This is a genomic window from Oceanicella actignis (assembly GCF_008124525.1).
Lineage (GTDB): Bacteria > Pseudomonadota > Alphaproteobacteria > Rhodobacterales > Rhodobacteraceae > Oceanicella > Oceanicella actignis.
Genome location: NZ_VNHJ01000001.1, coordinates 478806 through 496749 on the forward strand (window position 1 = coordinate 478806; position 17944 = coordinate 496749).

A 17944-nucleotide genomic window follows, 5' to 3' on the forward strand; every position below is an offset into this window, starting at 1 on the left:
CCGCGCCCCGCGCCGCGCTCAGGCCGCCGGGCGGCGCAGGGCGAACCAGATCAGCGCCCCGCCCGCCAGGGTCAGGAAGGGGATCATCGCCAGGTTCACCGCGCTCCACCCCGTCTGCGGGTCGCCGCCCACGCAGTTCATCAGCCCGCCCGAGGCCAGCGACGCCAGCGTGACCATCCCGAACACGGCGAAGTCGTTCAGCCCCTGCACGCGCGCGCGCTCTTCGGGCGCATGGGCGCCGGCCAGCATCGAGGTCGCGCCGATATAGCCGAAGTTCCACCCCAGCCCCAGCAGCACCAGCGCGAGGTAGAAGTTCGACAGCTCGACCCCCGCCAGCGCCGCCGCCCCCGCGCCCGCCAGCAGCAACAGCCCGAGCGCGATGATCCGCGTCTCGCCGAAGCGCGCGATCAGCGCGCCGGTGAAGAAGCTGGGCGCGAACATGGCCAGCACATGGGCCGAGACGATGTCCGCCGCGTCCGAGGCGCCGAACCCGCAGCCGACCACCGCCAGCGGGGTCGAGGTCATCACCAGGTTCATGAGCGAGTAGGACACCATCGCGCAGATCATGGGCGTGAGGATGCGCGGATCGCGCAGCAGCGCGCGCACCGGACGCCCCCGGGGCGCGTCGGCGGGCGGGCGCGGGCGCGGGATGTCCAGCAGCAGGAACAGCGGCGCCCCGAAGATGTTGAGCGCCGCCACCGCCGCATACGCCCCCGCGAAGGGAACCGGCGCCAGTGCGTCGGCGGTCAGCTTGACCAGCTGCGGGCCCAGGATCGCGGCCGCCAGCCCGCCCGCCATCACCCACGAGATCGCCTTCGGCCGAAAGGCGGCCGACGCCGTGTCGGCGGCGGCGAAGCGGTAGAAGCCCTGCGCGCTCATGTAGACGCCGGTGCACAGCGCGCCGGCCAGAAACAGCGCGAACGAGTCGCACATCAGCCCCAGCGCGCACAGCGTCGCGCCCGCCGCGCCGCCCGCCGCGCCGGTCAGGAACCCGACCCGCCGCCCGCGCCGGCCCATGAGCCCCGAAATCGCCGGCGCCGACAGCATCGAGCCCAGCACGATGAGCGAGATGGGCAAGGTCGCCAGGCACTTGTCCGGCGCCAGGATCTGCCCCGCCAGGCCGCCGAGGATGAAGTTCACAGGCATCTGCGCGCCAAGGATCGCCTGCGCGGCCACCAGGGCCAGCACGTTTCGCCGCGCGCGGCGATCGTCGACGGCCTCGGGCGCGGCATCGGCGACGAGGGGCTTTTCGGAAGCGGGGCGTTCGGACATGTCGGTCATGGCCGCGTTCTAGACCCGCGCGGGGCCGACGCAAAGGCGCGGCGCCAGCGGCGCGAGGTCGCGTCCCGGCGCGCAACGGCGCGACATGGCGCCAACGCCCCGGCCGACGCCCCGAGCCCGGCGCATCGCCGCGCCCGCGCCTTGCCAGGCGCCCCGAACCCGGCCCGTCACTTCGCCCGCGGTTCGCGCGGCGCCCCGAACCCGGCCCGCCACTCCGCCCGCGGCTTGCGCGGCGTCCTGGAACCAGCCCGTCACGCCGCCCGCGGCTCGGCCGCCGCCCCGAACCCCGCTCCTCAAACCGCCGGCGCCCCGAACCCGACCCGTCACGCCGCCCGCGCCTCGGCCGGCGTCTCGAGCCGGGCGCGCAGGCGCTTGCGCCGCGCCTCGGCGCGCTGGGCGGCGGCGGCGCGCACATGCCCATAGCCTCGGATCGTTTCGGGCAGCGCCAGCAGCTCGCGCACGGCGTCGAGCGTGTCTGGCGACAGGCGCGCGGCGGCAAGCTCCAGATCCTCCAGATACGCCGCCTCGAGACGCCGGGCCAGCTCGGCCTCTTCGCCGCGGCGGAAGGGGTCGAGCCATGTGCCGCGCAGGAAGCGCAGCGCCGACATGACCTTGAAGGCGCCCATCGCCCAGCCGCCGACCTCGCCCTTGACGTGCTTGCCCGTGGCCGGGTCGAGGCGCCCGAAGGGCCAGGCGCCGATGTGGAAGGTCAGCTTCAGATCGCCCTCGAAGGCGCGCTCGAGCTCGCGCCGGAACTCGGGCCGGGCGTAAAGGCGGGCGACCTCCCACGGATCCTTCGGCGCCATCAGCTTGAAGAGGCCCTGCGCCGCCGCGCGCGACGCCCCGTCGCCCCGCCCCAGCGCGGCCTCGGCCGCCAGCAGCGGCGCCAGCCGCGCGCGGTAGCGGCGCGCCAGACGGCGGCCGCCATAGGCGCGCAGCCGCGCGGCGCGGTCCTCGATCAGCGCCTCGAGCGGCGTCTCGCGGCGCGCGGCCAGATCGACCGGCGGCGCCGGCGCCGCCTCGCGCGCCATGCGCTCGACGCGCTCGGGATCATGCGCAGCCAGGCGGCCCAGGGCGAAGGCGCGGCGGTTCAGCTCGACCTGCACGCCGTTGAGCTCGATGGCGCGCATGATCGCCTCGTGCGAGAGGGGCAGGGCGCCCAGCTGCCAGGCGGCGCCCAGCAGCATCATGTTGGCGTAGATCGCGTCGCCCAGGAGCGCGGCGGCGATGCGCTCGGCATCCAGGATCAGCGCGCGCCCCTCGGCCGCCGCCGCGCGCAGGCGCGCCGTCAGCTCGTCGGCGTTGAGCGCCCAGTCGGGGTTGCGCGCGAAGTCGGCGGTCGGGGTCAGCGTGCGGTCGGCCACCACCCGTCCGCCGTCGGGGCGGAGCGCGGCCAGCGACTCGGCCCCCGCGGCCACCACCAGATCGCAGCCGATCAGCAGGTCGGCCTCGCCCGCGGCGATGCGCGTGGCGGTCAGCTGCGCCGGGTCGCGGGCGATCTTCACATGGCTGTGCACGGCGCCGTATTTCTGCGCCAGACCCGTGACGTCGAGGTTCGAGCTGAACAGCCCGTCGGCATGCGCGGCGATGGCCAGCGTCTGGCCCACGGTGACCACGCCCGTTCCGCCGATGCCCGCGATCAGCACCGCCGTCGCGCCGTCCACCGGCGCGGGGCGCGGGGCGGGCAGGGCGGAATCGTCGATCTGCGCGGCCTCGACGCGCGCCTTGCGCGGGCGCGCGCCCGACACGGTGACGAAGCTGGGGCAGAACCCCTCGACGCACGAGAAATCCTTGTTGCACGAGGACTGGTTGATGCGCCGCTTGCGGCCAAGCTCGGTCTCGAGCGGCTCGATGGCCATGCAGTCCGAGACCGTCGAGCAGTCGCCGCAGCCCTCGCACACCTCGGCGTTGATGAAGACGCGCCGGTCCGGGTCGGGCCATTTGCCGCGCTTGCGCAGGCGCCGGCGCTCGGTGGCGCAGGGCTGGTCGTAGATCAGGGCGGTGACCTCGGGAATCTCGCGCAGCTCCTTCTGCACGGCCTCGAGCTGGGCGCGCGGATGCAGGGTCACCCCCTCGGGCAGGGGCAGGTCCTTGTGGCGCTCGGGCTCGTCCGCCACCAGCGCGATGCGGCGCACGCCCTCGGCGCGCAGCTGCTCGATCATGCGCGCGGGGCTCAGCTCGCCGTCCACGGGCTGGCCGCCGGTCATCGAGACGAAGCCGTTGTGCAGCAGCTTGAACGTGATCGGCACGCCCGCCGCCACCGCCGCGCGGATGGCCAGGATGCCGGAATGGAAATAGGTGCCGTCGCCCATGTTGGCGAAGACGTGGCGCTCCTGGGTGAAGGGCTGCTGGCCGATCCACATCGCCCCCTCGCCGCCCATGTGCGACATGCCGTTGGTGCGCATGGGATCGCGCATCATGGCCATCGAGTGGCAGCCGATCCCCGCCAGCGCCCGGCTGCCCTCGATGACCTTGGTCGAGCGCCCGTGCGGGCAGCCCGCGCAGAACGAGGGCGCGCGCGTCGGCCCGCCCGCCCGCGCGGCCTCGGGCAGGGGCGCGTTGGCGCCGACGACGCCGCAATCGGGGTCGAGCGACAGCGCCGTGCGCGCCACCACCTGCGCCACGCGCCCGGGGTCCAGCTCGCCCACGGCGGGGAAGGCGGGCTCGGCCGCGCCGGCGCCGTAAAGGCGGCCGTCGAAGAACTTGCCGATCAGGCGCGGCGGGTTGGGCGCGCCGTAAAGGATCGAGCGGATCTGGTCCTCGATCAGCGGGCGCTTCTCCTCGACCACGACGATGGCCTCGAGCCCGCGCGCGAAGTCGCGCACGATCTCGTCGTCCAGCGGCCAGGTCATGCCCAGCTTGAGCAGCCGGACGGGCATGCGCCCCAGCATCCCGTCGCGCATGCCCAGCGCGCGCAGCGCCTGGCGCAGGTCCTGCCAGGACTTGCCCGACGAGACGATGCCGATGCGCGCCTCGGCCGGGCCCTCGATGCGGTTGAGGCCGTTGAGCCGCGCGTAGTCCAGCGCCCGGCCGATGCGCCGCTCGTAAAGCATGGCCTCCTGCTGAAGGAAGGGGCGGAAGACCTGCGGGCCGACATCGGCCTTGCCTTCGGGCATGACGATGGGCGGGCTGTCGGGGCCGACCAGCACCGAGCCGCCGCCCTCGATCACGTCGGTGACCAGCTTCATGCCGACAAGGCAGCCCGACCATCGGCTCATGGCGATGCCGTGCAGGCCCAGATCCAGCACCTCCTGCGCGTTCGAGGGGGCCAGCAGCGGCGCGCCGATCGAGACGAAGTTGTAGTCCGAATAGCATGCGACGGTCGAGCTCTTGGCCCCGTGGTCGTCTCCGACCAGCAAGAGCGCGCCGCCGCGCGGGCTCGCCCCGCTGAGATTGGCGTGGCGCAGCGGGTCCATCGAGCGGTCCATGCCCGGCGCCTTGCCATACCAGATCGAGAACACCCCATCGACCGTGGCGCCCGGATAGAGCCCGACCATCTGCGCGCCCCAGGCGGCGGTGGCGGCCAGATCCTCGTTCACGCCGGGGCGGAAGACGATGTTGTGCGCGCGCAGCGCCTCCTGCGCCTGCCACAGCTCGATGTCGTAGCGCCCCAGCGGCGAGCCGCGATAGCCCGAGATGAAGCCCCCCGTGTTCAGCCCCGCCGCCGCGTCGCGCTTGCGCTGCTGGATGGGCAGACGCACCAGCGCCTGCATGCCGGTCATGTAGAGCCATCCCTCTTCGGACTCGATCCGGTCGGCAAGGGTCATGTTCAGGCGCTTGGGGGCGACGTTCACGCTCATGGCTGCTCCTCCGCGGTCGGCGCCCAGCCGCGGCGGGGCGCTTGCAGCATTCAACGGCCCCGGGGCGGGCGCGTCCATCCATTTTCTTTGCGCAGAACGGAATGACGTTTCGCGCCGCCCGCGAATGCCTCCGCCCCCGCCCCGCGCACGGGCGGCGTCGCCTTGCGCGCAAGTGGGCGTGGCTCGCGCCCGCAACGTCGCCGCGCGCGTCGCCGCGCGCGTCGGCGCGGTTGGCGGCGCGGTTCGATGCGCGGGCGGCGCGCCGGTTGCTGTGCGGGGCGGGCCCGTTTGCGGGCGCGCCCTGCGGATTTGCGGCAGATCCGCCGCGCCCCGGCGCCTCGGATCCCGGCGCCTCGGATCCCGGCGCCTCGGAGCCCGCCGCGCCGCGGGCGGACGGGTCCTTGGCCGCGCCGCCGCGCAAGGCCCGCGGCGCCGATCTTCGCCGGCCCGGTCGGCGCGCGGCGGCCGTTGGCCGCGCGCCCTCGCGCGCGTCGGGCCGATGATGGCCGGGGCGGCGCAGGCCGCTCGGCCCGTGTTTCGGGCGGGCGACGCGGATCAGGGAGGCGATCGGCAGGAGCAGGCTTGCGAAAGGGCGCGCGCTTTGGCCGAAGCCGCGGGGGCGTTCGACAGGATCATCCGGTCAAGTCGGTCGGCCCAAACGGATCGGCCAGGTCATGGCGTCGCCGCACGGGCGCGCCGCAGGTCGCCGGAGCTGTCCGCGATCGCCGCCAATGTGGGCGGACGCGCCATTGTTGCGCCTGAGCAGATCGGTTGCCCTTGCGGCCGCCTCGTGCGCGCGCCGTCGCTCAATGGACGCGCCCGCCCGCGCCGCGCGCCCGATGCGCGGGCCACGATCCGGCGCGCCGCCGTGACGAGCCGGCCGAAGGCGCGGGGGCGTTTGCGCAGGGTGCGAGGTGCGCGCGGCGGCGCGGGCTGCGGCGCAGGGGCGCGCGCCGCCACGGCCGGGGGCGCCGCGTGCGCGCGGCGGCGCAGATGAAGCGCGGCGATCGAGACAAAATGCCTTTGGGGCGCGACGTGCGCACGGCGGTGCGTCCGCAAGGCGGCGCATCCGCAAGGGCGATCTCAGCGCGCCGCGCCCAGCCTGCGCGCGCCCGCGGCGCCATCGGCCGCGTCCTCGCCTTCCGATCGGCCCTGTTCGCCGCCGCTGCCCTCGGCGGCGCCCGATTCCGCCCGCGCCGGCGGCTCGGAGGGCCGTCCGGGCGCCGGGCGCCGACGGCGGCGGCGCGCCGAGGCCGGAGCGCCCGATTCCGGTCCGCCTTCGCAGTCGAATGCCCCTTCCGCCGCGCGACGCCCGGGGGCTTGCGCCGGACGTCGCGCGGGCGCGGCCAGCTTGGCGCCGTCATCCGCCGGGCCGGCGCCCGATCCGGCAGCCCCGCCGGCGCCGCCGGCTCCGCCGTTCCCGCCGCCGTCGCCGCCCGTGCGCGCCTTCGCGCCGGCGCCCGTCCGCCGCGCGCGGCGCAGCGTGGCCGAGGGCGCTTCGCCGAAGCGCGCGCGGTAGGCCGCCGCGAAGCGGCCGAGGTGATTGAAGCCGCAGGCCAGCGCGATCTCGCTCACGCCCTCGTGCGGCCCCGGGCTGTCGAGGCGCGCGCGCGCCAGGTCGAGGCGCATGTTCGTCAGCCGCTCGCGCGGGGGTTCGCGGCCCATCTCGCGAAAAGCCATCTGAAGACGGCGCAGCGTCACGCCCACCTCGCGCGCGACGGCGGCCGCGGTGAGCGGCTCGGTCATGCGCGCGCGCATGATCTCTTCCGCCGCCAGGGTCAGCGCGCGCGCGCGGGGCGAGGGCGCCGCGCCTTGCGAGTCGTTCTGTCTGTTCATGGCGCCAAGGACCGCTTCGTTGGAATGTTGCCGTGGCGGAAGCCTGCGCGCCATGAGAGCGCGTCGCGTCTGGGCCTGCTCGGTCCGCCCGGGGGCGTCCGGTTCCGCGCGCCAGCGGCTTCTCCCTTGGGCGCAATGGAAGAATTGCCGCTCAACCTTTGATGAATCGTTGTGGATAACCTTGAAGCCGCGCCCGCAATGCCGAAAAATCGCCGGGAATTTTCCCGATATTTCGCGTTTCGGATTGCGAGAGCCGCCCGCCATCGCCTCAATGCTGCGGCTTTTCGGTCGATGTCAGCGACGCCGCTTCCGCCGATGGTTGAAGCCGGCGGCGCTCGCGCGGCGAGGCTGGCGGGGTTTGCAGGCATGGATGACGGGCAGAGACCGGACCATCGGTTCGCGGCGCGCGCGGCGGCGGCGGGGTTCCTGGCGCTTGCGGCCGCCGCGGCCTTCGCCGGCGCGGCGACGGGCGATTTCTCGGCAAGCCGCTCGCTTGCCGCCCCCTGGGCGCAGTTGGCGCAGCGCGTGGCGGGGGACGGGCCGCCGGCGGTCGAGGGGCTGGGCGTGATGGGCGGCGCGCTGATCAACGCTGTCGTGGTGGGCGCGCTGGTCTGGGTCGGCCTGCGGCGGCGCTGAGCCGCGGCTGTTGACAGCGCGCGCGCCGGCGGCGAAGCATCGCGCATGACCGCCACCAGCCCTTCCGCGCCGACGGCGCGCCCGCTTGCCGACCGCATCCGCCGCCTTCCGCGCGCGCACGACCCGCGCCGCGGCGCCGAGGCGTGGGCGGCGCTCGACCTCGATCCGGCGCTGCGCCCGCTGATCGAGGGCGCCGCGGGCTCTTCGCCCTACCTGCAGGGCCTGATGCGAGCCGAGGGCGCGTGGCTGTCTCGGGCCCTGGCCGCGCCGCCCGAGCAGGCCATGGCCGAGATCCTGGACCAGGTGCGCGCCATGCCGGCGACGGTCGAACGGCCCGATCGCGGCCCCTGGCTGCGCCGGGCCAAGCGGCGCGCGGCGCTCCTCATCGCGCTGTGCGATCTGGCGGGCGCGTGGTCGCTGGAGGAGACGACGGGCGCGCTGTCGGATCTGGCCGACGCGGCCGTGGACGCGGCGCTGCGCGCGCTGGTGGCGGACGAGGCCGCGCGCGGGCGCCTGCCCGGCCCGGACGAGGATCCGGGCGGCTGCGCGGGGCTGACGGCGCTGGCCATGGGCAAGGGCGGCGCGCGCGAGCTGAACTACTCGTCCGACATCGACCTGATCTTCCTGTTCGACGAGTCGCGCTATGGCGCGCGCGACGCGCTCGAGGCGCGGGCGCGGCTCATCAAGGTGTGCCAGCAGGCCACGCGGCTGCTCAGCCAGCCCACGGGCGAGGGCTACGTCTTCCGCGTCGACCTGCGCCTGCGCCCCGACCCCTCGACGACGCCGGTCTGCGTGTCGATGGGCATGGCCGAGCAGTATTACGAGAGCCTCGGCCGCACCTGGGAGCGCGCGGCCTACATCAAGGCGCGCGCGGCGGCGGGCGACGTCGCGGCGGGCGAGGCCTTTCTGCGGCGCCTGACGCCCTTCATCTGGCGCAAGCACCTGGATTACGCCGCCATCGGCGACGCGCAGGGCATCCGCGAGCGCATCCGCGCCCATCGCGGCGTGGGCGGGCCGATCCGCCTGCCGGGGCACGACATGAAGCTGGGCCGCGGCGGGATCCGCGAGATCGAGTTCTTCGTCCAGACGCGGCAGCTGATCTGCGGCGGCCGCGACCCCTCGCTGCGCGCGCGCGCCACGCGCAAGGCGCTGGCCGCGCTGACCGAGGCCGGCTGGGTCGGCGAGGACGAGCGCGCCGCGCTCGACGCCGCCTATGTCGCCCATCGCGAGGTCGAGCACAGGCTGCAGATGATCGAGGACGCGCAGACCCATGTCATGCCCGTTTCGACCGAGGCGCGCGCGCGCGTCGCGGCGCTGTGCGGGCGCGAGGATCAGGCGGCATGGGAGGCCGAGATCATGGCGCGGCTCGAGACGGTCGATCGCCTGACCGAGCCCTTCTTCACGCCGGGCCCGCGCCAGGCCGCCCCCGCGGCCGACGCCGAGGCGCTGGCGGCGATGGGCTTCGCGCGCCCCGACGCCGCCGAGGCGACGCTGATGCGCTGGCGCGACGGCGAGATCCCCGCCACGCGCAGCGCCCGCGCGCGCGAGCTGCTGGGCCGTCTCGAGCCGCTGATCCTGCGCAGCCTGTCGCGCGCCGCCCAGGCCGACGAGGCCCTGGCCCATTTCGACCGCTTCCTGTCGGGCCTGCCGGCGGGCGTGCAGATCCTGTCGCTGTTCGAATCGAACCCGGCGCTTCTGGACCTGATCGCGCAGCTATGCGCCGCCGCGCCGCGCCTGGCCGAGCATCTGGGCCGCAACGCCCAGGTTCTGGACGCGCTGCTCGACCGCGACTTCTTCGAGCCCCTGCCCGCCGCCGACGCGCTGCGCAAGGATCTGGCCGCGGCGCTGGCGGCCGAGCAGGATTACGAGCGCAAGCTCGACCGCGCCCGCCGCTGGCGCAAGGAGGCCGCCTTTCGCGTCGGCGTGCAGCTGCTGCGCGGGCTGGCCGACCCGGCCGAGGCGGCGCGCGGCTTCTCGGCCATCGCCGAGGCCTGCCTGCAGGCGCTGCTGCCCGAGGTCGAGGCCGAGTTCGCCCGCCGCCATGGCCCGCCCCCCGGCCGCGGCGCGGCGATCCTGGCGATGGGCAAGCTCGGCAGCGCCGAGATGACCGCGGGTTCGGACCTGGACCTGATCCTGCTTTACGACGCGGCGGGGCAGGAGACGTCCGAGGGCCCGCGCCCGCTTGCCGCCTCGGCCTATTTCTCGCGCTTCGCGCAGGCGCTGATCAGCGCCGTCAGCGCCAAGACGGCCGAGGGCGCGCTCTACGAGATCGACATGCGCCTGCGCCCCTCGGGCCGGCAGGGCATGGTGGCGACCTCGCTGGCGGGGTTCGAGGACTACCAGCGCGCCAAGGCCTGGACGTGGGAGCACATGGCGCTGACGTGCGCGCGCGCCGTCGCCGGGCGCGCGGATCTGATGGCCGACGTGGACGAGGCGGTGGCGCGCGCCCTGAGCCTGCCGCGCGACGAGGCCGCCATCCTGGCCGACGCCGCCCGGATGCGCGCGCGCGTCGCCGCGGCGCATGGCGCGCGCCGCGCCGATCCGTGGGACGTCAAGCATGCCGCGGGCGGGTTGATGGACATCGACTTCGTCGCCCAGGCCGGCGCGCTGATCCTGGGGCGCGGACGCCCCGCCGGCGCCGAGGCGGCGATCGCGGCGCTGGCCGAGGCGGGGCGGCTCGGCGCCGACGAGGCCGAGGCGCTGATCGCCGCGCGCCGCCTTCAGAGCGCGGTGCAGCAGCTGACCCGCGTCGCGCTGGACGGCGACCCGCGCCCCGAGGCCTTCGGCGCCGAGCTGCGCGGCGTGCTGTGCCGCGCGACGGGGGCCGCCGACGTCGCGGCGCTCGAGGCGCGGCTGGCCGAGGCGCAGGCGCGCGCCGCCGCCGCGGCCGACCGATTCCTGCCCGCCCCGGCGCCCGAGGCGGGCTGAGCGCCGCGCGCGGGCGTCAGGACAGCGCCCGCGGCAGCCACAGGGTCAGCGCCGGCAGGGCGATGAGCAGCCCCACGCGGATCAGCTCGGCGAAGAAGAAGGGCGCCACGCCGAGGAAGGTGCGCCGCATGGGCACTCCGCCCGACAGGGCCGAGATGACGAACACGTTCATCCCCACCGGCGGGGTGATCAGCCCCAGCTCGACCACGATCAGCGCCAGGATGCCGAACCAGACCTTCAGATCCTCGGTCGTCATGCCGAAGGCGGCCTCGGCGGCGGGCACGTAGTCGCCGCCGTTGATCTCGACCAGGGCCGGCCAGAAGAAGGGGATGACCAGCAGGATCATCGACAGGCTGTCCATCAGGCAGCCCAGCGCGATCAGCGCGGCCAGCAGGATCAGCAGCGCCGCCATCGGCGCGAGGCCCGAGTTCGCCATCCACTCGGCCATGGCCTGGGGAACGCCGCCGCGCGACATGAAGATCTTCAGCATCTCGGCGCCCAGCAGGATCAGATAGATCATGCCCGTGGTGCGCGCCGTCTCGAGCAGCGCGCCGCGCAGCGCCTTGAGCCCGACCGTGCCGCGCGCCGCGCCGTAGATCCACACCAGGAACGCCCCGATCGAGGCCGCCGGCGTCGGGTTGAAGAAGCCCAGATAGATGCCGCCGATGACCAGCGCGAAGATGCCCAGAACCGGCAGGACGCGCAGGCTGGCCTCGGTCAGCTCGGCCCTTGTCGGACGCGGCGCGGCGGGGCCCGCTTCGGGGTGCAGGCGCACATACAGGGCGATGGTGGCCAGGAACAGAAGCACCGCCAGGATGCCGGGAATCAACGCCGCCATGAACATGGTGACGATGTTCGCCTCGACGATCACGGCGTAGATGACCAGCACCACCGAGGGCGGGATCAGGATGCCCAGCACGCCGCCCGCGGCCAGCGTTCCCGTGGCCAGCGCATCCGAATAGCCCAGCCGGCGCAGCTCGGGCAGCGCCACCTGGCCCATGGTCGAGGCCGTGGCCAGCGACGAGCCGCACACCGCGCCGAAGCCCGCGCAGGCGGCGATGGCGCTCATGGCCGCGCCGCCGGGCAGCCAGCCCAGCCAGGCCGCCGCGGCGCGGAACAGGTCGCGGCTGAGCCCGGCGCGCGTGGCGATCGCGCCCATGAGCACGAACATCGGCACGACGCTCAGGTCGTAGATCGAGAACTGCCCGTAGGCCAGCGTCTTGAGCTGGCTCATGAAGATGTCGGGGCCGTTCAGCAGCGCGACCCCGACGCCGCCCACCAGGATCATCGCGTAGGCGATGGGCATGCGCAGCGCGATCAGCGCGACCAGGACCGCCAGCCCGCCAAGGCCGGTCGCAAGGGCGTCGTTCATCGCTTCAGCTCCGCAGCAGCGCGCGCAGATCCCGCGCCAGAGTCGCGGCCGAAGCCGCCGCCAGCAGCGCCAGCGAGGGCAGGATCAGCGCGAAGGCCTGCCAGTGCGGGATCTGCAGGATCGCCGTGGTGTATCCGTAGGTCATCTGGTCGGTCATGCCGAACCACATGCGCCACAACAGCAGCGCCGAGAAGCACAGCGCCGCCAGACTGCCCGCCAGCGAGAACGCCGCCAGCCAACGCCGCGAGGCGCCCATGGTGAAGATGTCGGCCGTCACGTTCGCCCCGCTCATCTGGCAATGGGGCAGGAAGGCGAAGGCCGCCACGCACACGCCCATCTCGGTCAGCTCGAAATCGCCCGGAAAGGGCGCCCCCGCCAGCGCCGAGGCGACCACTGACCACACATTCATCAGAACCACCGCGCACAACAGCGCGCCGCCGGCCAGCGCCCACAGCTCGGCCGCGCGGGCCAGCGCGCGCTCGACCGGGCCGGGCGCGCCGTCGGGGGCGTGGTCGGGGGCGTCGTGGGGGCCGCGCGCCGCGCCGCCGGCCATGTCGCCGGCGGCGGGCCGCGCATTCTCGCGCGTCATCGGCTCAGCGGCCCGGGTTCTGCGCCATCAGCGCGCGGGCGCGCGCGATCAGCGCCGCGCCGTCGATGCCGCGGGCCGAGACCTCTTCGATCCAGCGCCGCTGCACGGGCTCGAGCGCGGCCAGCAGCGCGTCGGTCTCTTCGGGGGTGAGGACCACATGCTCGTTGCCCGCCGCGACCGCCAGCGCGATGCCCGCATCGTCGCTGGCGCGCCAGATGCGGCCGACCTCGCGCAGCCAGTCCTCGTCCGAGGCGTCGCGGAAGGCCTTCTTGACGTCGTCGGGCAGCGAGTCCCACCGGGCCTTGTTCATCGAGACCTGGAACGTCGTCGTGCCGAGGCGGGTCTGGTCGTGGCCCTCGATCTGGTAGCGCGTCTGCTGCTGAAGGCGCAGGGGGGCGATGATCTCCCACGGGATCAGCGCGCCGTCCACCACCTTCTTGCTCAGCGCCTGGGGTAGCTCGGGCACGGGCATGGCCACGGGCGCGGCGCCCAGCGCCTCGATCGCCCAGGCGCCGGTGCGGGTGGGGATTCGCAGCTTGAGCCCGGCGAAGTCCTCGGGCTTGCGCACCAGCTTGTCGACCATGTGGATGCCCTGGCCGGCGTGGACGTGCAGGAACATCACCTCGACGCCGTCATAGTCCTTGGACAGCTCGTCGTCGAACATGCGCCGCATGGCCACGTTCGCCGCCGCGGGGTCGTTGAGGAACACGCCCGGCAGCTCGAACGCCTCTGTGCGCGGGAAGGCGCCGGGGGTGTATCCGTTCACGGTCCAGACCAGATCCACGACGCCGTCGCGCACCTGCTGGATCAGCTCGGGCGGCTTTCCGCCCAGCGACATGGCGGGGTAGATCTCGATCTTGACCTTGCCGCCGGAATTGGCCTCGACGCGGCGCGCCCAGGGTTCGAGCATCCTGGCATGCGCCGGCGCCTTGGCCGACAGGAAATGATGCAGCTTGAAGACGTATTCCTGCGCCTGCGCGGCGCCCGACAGCGCGCCCAGCGCGCCCAGCGCGGCGGCGGCGATGCGGATCAGTTTCATGGCGTCGGCTCCCTGTTGCGGTCGTGCTTCGTGTCGATGGCGCGGCGTCGCGCCCGCCCGGCGGCGCGGCCTGCGCGCGCCCGGATCATGAGGCGGCCCACGGCCCGCGCGCCGGCCCCGGGCGGCTGCGGGCCGCGGCGAGGCTGGGACATGAAGTTACCGGCGCGGCCGCCCGCGCGCCATGTCTATTGCGCCATGACGTCATGCCCATGGCGTCAGATTCCGTGGAACCCGCGCACAAGCTGCCGCAGCCCCAGCGCCGCGCCGGCGGCCATGGCCAGCGTCGCCGCGGGCGCGCTCGTCGCCAGCGTCGAGAAGGCCGACAGCCCCTGGCCGACCGAGCAGCCCAGCGCCGTCACGCCCCCCGCGCCCATCAGGAAGGCGCCCAGCATCTGGCGGCCAAGCTCTGCGGCGTCGTCGCAGGCCTCCCAGCGGAATTGCCCGCGCATGAGGCTGCCCGCCAGCGCGCCCAGCGTCACCCCCGCCACCGAGCCGACCCCGAAGCTGGGCGCCGCGCCGGTGGCGGTCATCAGGTAAAGCAGCGTCTCGCCCAGAGGCGCGGCGAAGGTGTGGCTCTCGACCTGGATCGGCTCGAAGGCGCGCGCGGCCAGAACCCCGGTGCAGACCCAGCCCGCGGCCACCGCCGCGCCGGCCGTCGCCGCCCATGCCGCCTGGGCGGGCCTTCGCGCCAGACCGCCCGGCGCGAAGGCCGCCAGCGCCAGCGCCGCCGCCAGCGCGGCGGCCAGCGTTCCGTCCTGCGCCCCGATCAGCGCCGACAGGGTGGGCGGCGTCTCGCCCGGCTCGAGAAAGCGCGGCGGGAACAGCGCCGCGCGCAGCCAGCCCAGCGGCCCGCCGATGGTCATGTAGGCCGACACGCCCATCACCAGCACGATGACCAGCGCGCGCAGATCGCCCCCGCCCAGCCGGGCCAGCGCGCCGTAGCCGCAGCCTCCGGCCAGCGCCATGCCGTAGCCGAAGGCCAGGCCGCCCAGGATCGTCGCGGCCGGGTTCCACGCCTGGCGCAGATAGATCGAATCGGCCGGCGAGAACAGCCCGAGCGCCGCGGCCAGCTGCGTCAGCCCGATCGCCGTCGCCAGCGCCAGCGCCCACATGCGCGCCCGCGTCCAGTCGCCGCCGAGCATCGCATCCTCGACCGCGCCCAGCGTGCAGAACCGCCCCAGCCGCGCCGCAAGTCCAAGCGCGGCGCCTCCCGCCAGCCCCGCAAGCGCGGCAAGTTCGGGTTCGGAGATGAAAGCCATGCCTGACCTCGTGCGATCGGATGCGGGCTTGGGCCCCGCGCCTCGTTCCGATCATGCCTTTCGCGGGGCCGGGCGCAACTGCCCGGCGCGGGCTTGGCGACAAGGCGCCTTGGGCGCGGCGCGCCGGGCATGGCGCGGCGCCGCGGGCGCGGGCCTGCGACGGGCGACGCCCGGCGCGTCGAAAGGGCCGGCGCGAGGCCCGGCGGCGTGGCGCGCGGTCAGCTGGCGGGGGCCTCCGCGCCGGGCTGGCTCGGGGCGGGCGCCCGGGCCGGCAACCGGTCGAGCAGCCTGCCCAGCAGCGGCCAGAAGAAGTCCGGGCCGGGATAGCCCTCGATGCGGCCGATCTCGCGCCCCTCATTCATGAGGATGAAGGTCGGGGTGAAGGGCGCGCGCCGCGTCAGCCCGAGCGCATCCTGCGCATGCGCCTCGACGCGGCGCAGCGGGGCGCGGCGGCCCTCGTCGGTGCGGTCGTAGATGCCGCCGATCTCGGCGTTCCAGCGCTCGCACCAGCCGCAGCCGGGCTCTTCGATCATCACCAGCTCGGCGGCGCGGGGCGCGGCGGCGGCGCCCAGCGCGCACAGGGCCGCAAGGATCAGGAGGCGCGTGAATCGGGGCATGCCTTCTCCGTCGGTGGGGCGGTGGGTGGGGTGGCGGACGCAAATATCGACAAAAACATATATGAAAATGTAACGTGGCGCAAAGGACGCGCCGGGGAGGATGCGCATGGATTTCGACATAGGCTTGTGGAGCGCGGCGGGGGCGGGGCTCTTGTCCTTCCTGTCGCCGTGCATTCTGCCGATCGTTCCCTTCTATCTGGCCTACATGGCGGGGCTGTCGGTGGCCGAGCTGGGCGCCGAGGGGCGCCCGCGCCCGGGCGCGCGCCGGCGGGCGGTGACCGCGGCGCTGCTTTTCGCGCTGGGGGTGGCGACGATCTTCGTGGGCATGGGCGCGGCGGCCTCGAGCTTCGGGCAGGCGCTGCGCGAATGGTTCGACGTCCTGCGCTGGGCGGCGGCGGGCGTGATCCTGCTGATGGGGCTGCACTTTCTGGGCGTGTTCCGCATCGCGCTGCTCTTTCGCCAGGCGCGGATCGAGACCGAGACAAGGGCGCTGGGGCCGCTCGGCGCCTATGTCGCGGGCCTCGCCTTCGCCTTCGGCTGGACGCCTTGCGTGGGGCCGGTGCTGGCGGCCATCCTGTTCGCGGCGGCCGGAACCGAGACGGCCGCCCGCGGCGCGGCGCTTCTGGCGGCCTATGCGGCGGGCATGACGCTGCCCTTCGTCCTGGCGGCGGCCTTCGCGGGGCCGTTCATGCGCTGGGCGGCGCGCTTTCGCCGCCATCTGGGCCTGGTCGAGAAGATCATGGGCGCGGCGCTGGTGCTGTTCGCGGCGCTGATCGCGACGGGCAGCGTGAACCGCATCGCCCAGTGGATGCTGGACGTGGCGCCCGACATCGGGACGCTGCGCTGAAGAGGAGAGACGACGATGCTGCGATGGAAAACCCTGCGCGCGGCCGCCCTGGCGCTGGCGGCCCTGGCGGCGGCCGGCGCCGCCCGCGCGGTCGAGATCGGCGAGGACGGCCTGCACAAGCAGCCCTGGTTCTCATACACCTTCAAGGACCTGCGCGAGGACATCCAGACCGCGCGCGAGCAGGGCAAGCGCCTTGTGCTGTTCATCGAGCAGCGCGGCTGCATCTACTGCAAGAAGATGCACGAGGAGGTCTACTCGGACCCCGAGATCGCGGACTTCATCGCCCGCAACTTCATGGTCGTGCAGATCAACATGTTCGGCGACGAGGAGGTGACCGACCTTGACGGCGCGACGCTGACCGAGAAGGAGGCCGTGCGCCGCTGGGGCGTGCTGTTCACGCCGACGGCGCTGTTCATGCCCGATACCCCGCCCGAGGACGGCCGCAACGCCGCGCAGGCCGCCGTGGCCACCGTGCCCGGCGCCTTCGGCAAGGGCACGACGCGCGACATGTATCAATGGGTGCTCGACAAGGGCTACGAGGGCGACGAGCCCTTCCAGCGCTACCACGCCCGGATGATCGAGGCGCGGCGCAAGGGCCAGTAGCCGGGCGCGCGGCGCAATGATGTTGCGCCGCAGCGCGACGCGGCGGGCGAATCGAAAAATTCGATTTCTTGAATTTAATGTTTGCCCGCTCGTCCCGGCCCGTTTAGTTTCACACACAACCCTTGGGCAACCCATGGGCGGCCCGGCGGCAGGCCCGGCGCCGGAACGAGAAAGACGAAGGGGGAGGAACAGCAATGGCTGCACCGCGAATTCTGACCGCGGCCGCTCTGACGGCGGCGTTGGCCGGCGGCGCCTGGGCGGCCGAAACCGCGCCCGCCGAGGTGCGCTTCGACGGCTCGGCCGTGCCGCAGCGCCTGACCGACGCGCCCGGCGATCCGGCCCGCGGCAGGGCCGTGTTCATCGACCGCAAGCTGGGCAACTGCCTGGCCTGCCACGCCAATTCCGACATGGCCGACGAGCCCTTCCACGGCGAGATCGGCCCCCCGCTCGACGGCGTGGCCGATCGCTGGAGCGAGGCCGAACTGCGCGGCATCCTGGTCAACTCGAAGAAGGCCTTCGAGGGCACGATCATGCCCGCCTTCTACAAGGACAGCGGCTTCAACCGGCCGCTCAGGAAATTCGCGGGCAAGCCCATCCTCACCGCCCAGCAGGTCGAGGACGTGGTCGCCTATCTGCTCACGCTCAAGGAAGAATGACGCGGATCCGGCGCCCGGCGCCGCTCCGCAGCACCATCAGGAGGAACACCGCATGAAACTCAACCGACGCGACGCGCTGCAGCTGGCGGCCGCAGGGGCCGCGCTTGCGGCCCTGCCCGCGGGGGCGCTTCGGGCCGCCGAGCACGCCGACGTCGAGGCGGCCATCGCCGCCTTCGCCGGAGGCGCGCCGGTCAAGGAGGGCGGCGTCGAGGTCGAGGCCCCCGAGATCGCCGAGAACGGCAACACGGTGCCGATCTCGGTCGCCGCCGAGGGCGCCGAGGCGATCCTCATCCTGGCGGCGGGCAACCCCAATCCCGACGTCGCGACCTTCCATTTCGGCAAGCTGGCCGTTCCCGCCGCCTCGACCCGCATCCGCCTGGCCGGCACGCAGGACGTGATCGCGGTGGCGAAATTCGCCGACGGCAGCTTCGGGCGCGCCGCGCGCACGGTGAAGGTGACCATCGGCGGCTGCGGCGGCTGA

The 17944-nt window shown here is 74.1% G+C and carries 14 protein-coding genes; 6 read left to right on the forward strand and 8 right to left on the reverse strand.

Annotation, left to right across the window (positions count from 1 at the left end; genetic code table 11):
* Nucleotides 1–18: 18 nt before the first annotated feature.
* From LY05_RS02190 to LY05_RS15240, 3 genes are all read right to left on the reverse strand, one after another.
* Nucleotides 19–1272, reverse strand: coding sequence for an MFS transporter (locus LY05_RS02190; RefSeq protein WP_148922017.1), 1254 nt, complete (start codon nt 1270–1272; stop codon nt 19–21).
* A gap of 332 nt (nt 1273–1604) precedes the next feature.
* Entirely contained in the window at nt 1605–5081 is a 3477-nt protein-coding gene (locus tag LY05_RS02195) for an indolepyruvate ferredoxin oxidoreductase family protein (protein ID WP_148921928.1), read from the reverse strand.
* 1083 nt (nt 5082–6164) lie between these two features.
* The gene (locus LY05_RS15240; protein ID WP_211356257.1) at nt 6165–6917 is read right to left on the reverse strand and encodes a helix-turn-helix transcriptional regulator; all 753 of its coding nucleotides are present in this window, start codon (nt 6915–6917) and stop codon (nt 6165–6167) included.
* 366 nt (nt 6918–7283) lie between these two features.
* Between LY05_RS15240 and LY05_RS02205 the strand changes: the two genes are divergently transcribed.
* A complete protein-coding gene (locus LY05_RS02205) occupies nt 7284–7553 on the forward strand; it encodes a hypothetical protein (RefSeq protein WP_148921929.1) in 270 nt (89 codons plus the stop codon).
* Nucleotides 7554–7598: 45 nt separating this feature from the next.
* The gene (locus LY05_RS02210) at nt 7599–10481 is read left to right on the forward strand and encodes a bifunctional [glutamine synthetase] adenylyltransferase/[glutamine synthetase]-adenylyl-L-tyrosine phosphorylase (RefSeq protein WP_148921930.1); all 2883 of its coding nucleotides are present in this window, start codon (nt 7599–7601) and stop codon (nt 10479–10481) included.
* A gap of 16 nt (nt 10482–10497) precedes the next feature.
* Here LY05_RS02210 and LY05_RS02215 read toward each other — a convergent pair whose 3' ends face one another.
* The 5 genes from LY05_RS02215 to LY05_RS02235 all read right to left on the reverse strand — a co-directional run bounded on the left by LY05_RS02215 (nt 10498) and on the right by LY05_RS02235 (nt 15357).
* The gene (locus tag LY05_RS02215) at nt 10498–11853 is read right to left on the reverse strand and encodes a TRAP transporter large permease (protein ID WP_148921931.1); all 1356 of its coding nucleotides are present in this window, start codon (nt 11851–11853) and stop codon (nt 10498–10500) included.
* 4 nt (nt 11854–11857) lie between these two features.
* Complete coding sequence (locus LY05_RS02220; protein WP_249041830.1) at nt 11858–12442, reverse strand: TRAP transporter small permease; 585 nt, start codon at nt 12440–12442, stop codon at nt 11858–11860.
* Nucleotides 12443–12446: 4 nt separating this feature from the next.
* Nucleotides 12447–13481, reverse strand: a complete 1035-nt coding sequence (locus LY05_RS02225) for a TRAP transporter substrate-binding protein (protein WP_148921932.1) — start codon at nt 13479–13481, stop codon at nt 12447–12449.
* A gap of 215 nt (nt 13482–13696) precedes the next feature.
* On the reverse strand, nt 13697–14740 hold the full coding sequence (locus LY05_RS02230) for a YeeE/YedE family protein (RefSeq protein WP_211356258.1): 1044 nt from the start codon (nt 14738–14740) through the stop codon (nt 13697–13699).
* 218 nt (nt 14741–14958) lie between these two features.
* Nucleotides 14959–15357, reverse strand: a complete 399-nt coding sequence (locus tag LY05_RS02235) for a thioredoxin domain-containing protein (RefSeq protein WP_211356259.1) — start codon at nt 15355–15357, stop codon at nt 14959–14961.
* Nucleotides 15358–15463: 106 nt separating this feature from the next.
* Here LY05_RS02235 and LY05_RS02240 point away from each other — a divergent pair, with 106 nt between their 5' ends.
* The 4 genes from LY05_RS02240 (at nt 15464) to soxY (ending at nt 17944) form a co-directional block, all read left to right on the forward strand.
* On the forward strand, nt 15464–16204 hold the full coding sequence (locus LY05_RS02240) for a cytochrome c biogenesis CcdA family protein (protein ID WP_148921933.1): 741 nt from the start codon (nt 15464–15466) through the stop codon (nt 16202–16204).
* 15 nt (nt 16205–16219) lie between these two features.
* Nucleotides 16220–16807 carry a thioredoxin family protein gene (locus LY05_RS02245; protein WP_148921934.1) on the forward strand — a complete coding sequence of 196 codons (588 nt, stop codon included), beginning with the start codon at nt 16220–16222 and terminating at the stop codon, nt 16805–16807.
* A 194-nt stretch (nt 16808–17001) separates the two neighbouring features.
* Nucleotides 17002–17463 (forward strand): sulfur oxidation c-type cytochrome SoxX, encoded by a 462-nt coding sequence (gene soxX / locus LY05_RS02250; protein ID WP_148921935.1) that lies wholly within the window; start codon nt 17002–17004, stop codon nt 17461–17463.
* A 52-nt stretch (nt 17464–17515) separates the two neighbouring features.
* Nucleotides 17516–17944 (forward strand): thiosulfate oxidation carrier protein SoxY, encoded by a 429-nt coding sequence (gene soxY, locus LY05_RS02255; protein ID WP_072746196.1) that lies wholly within the window; start codon nt 17516–17518, stop codon nt 17942–17944.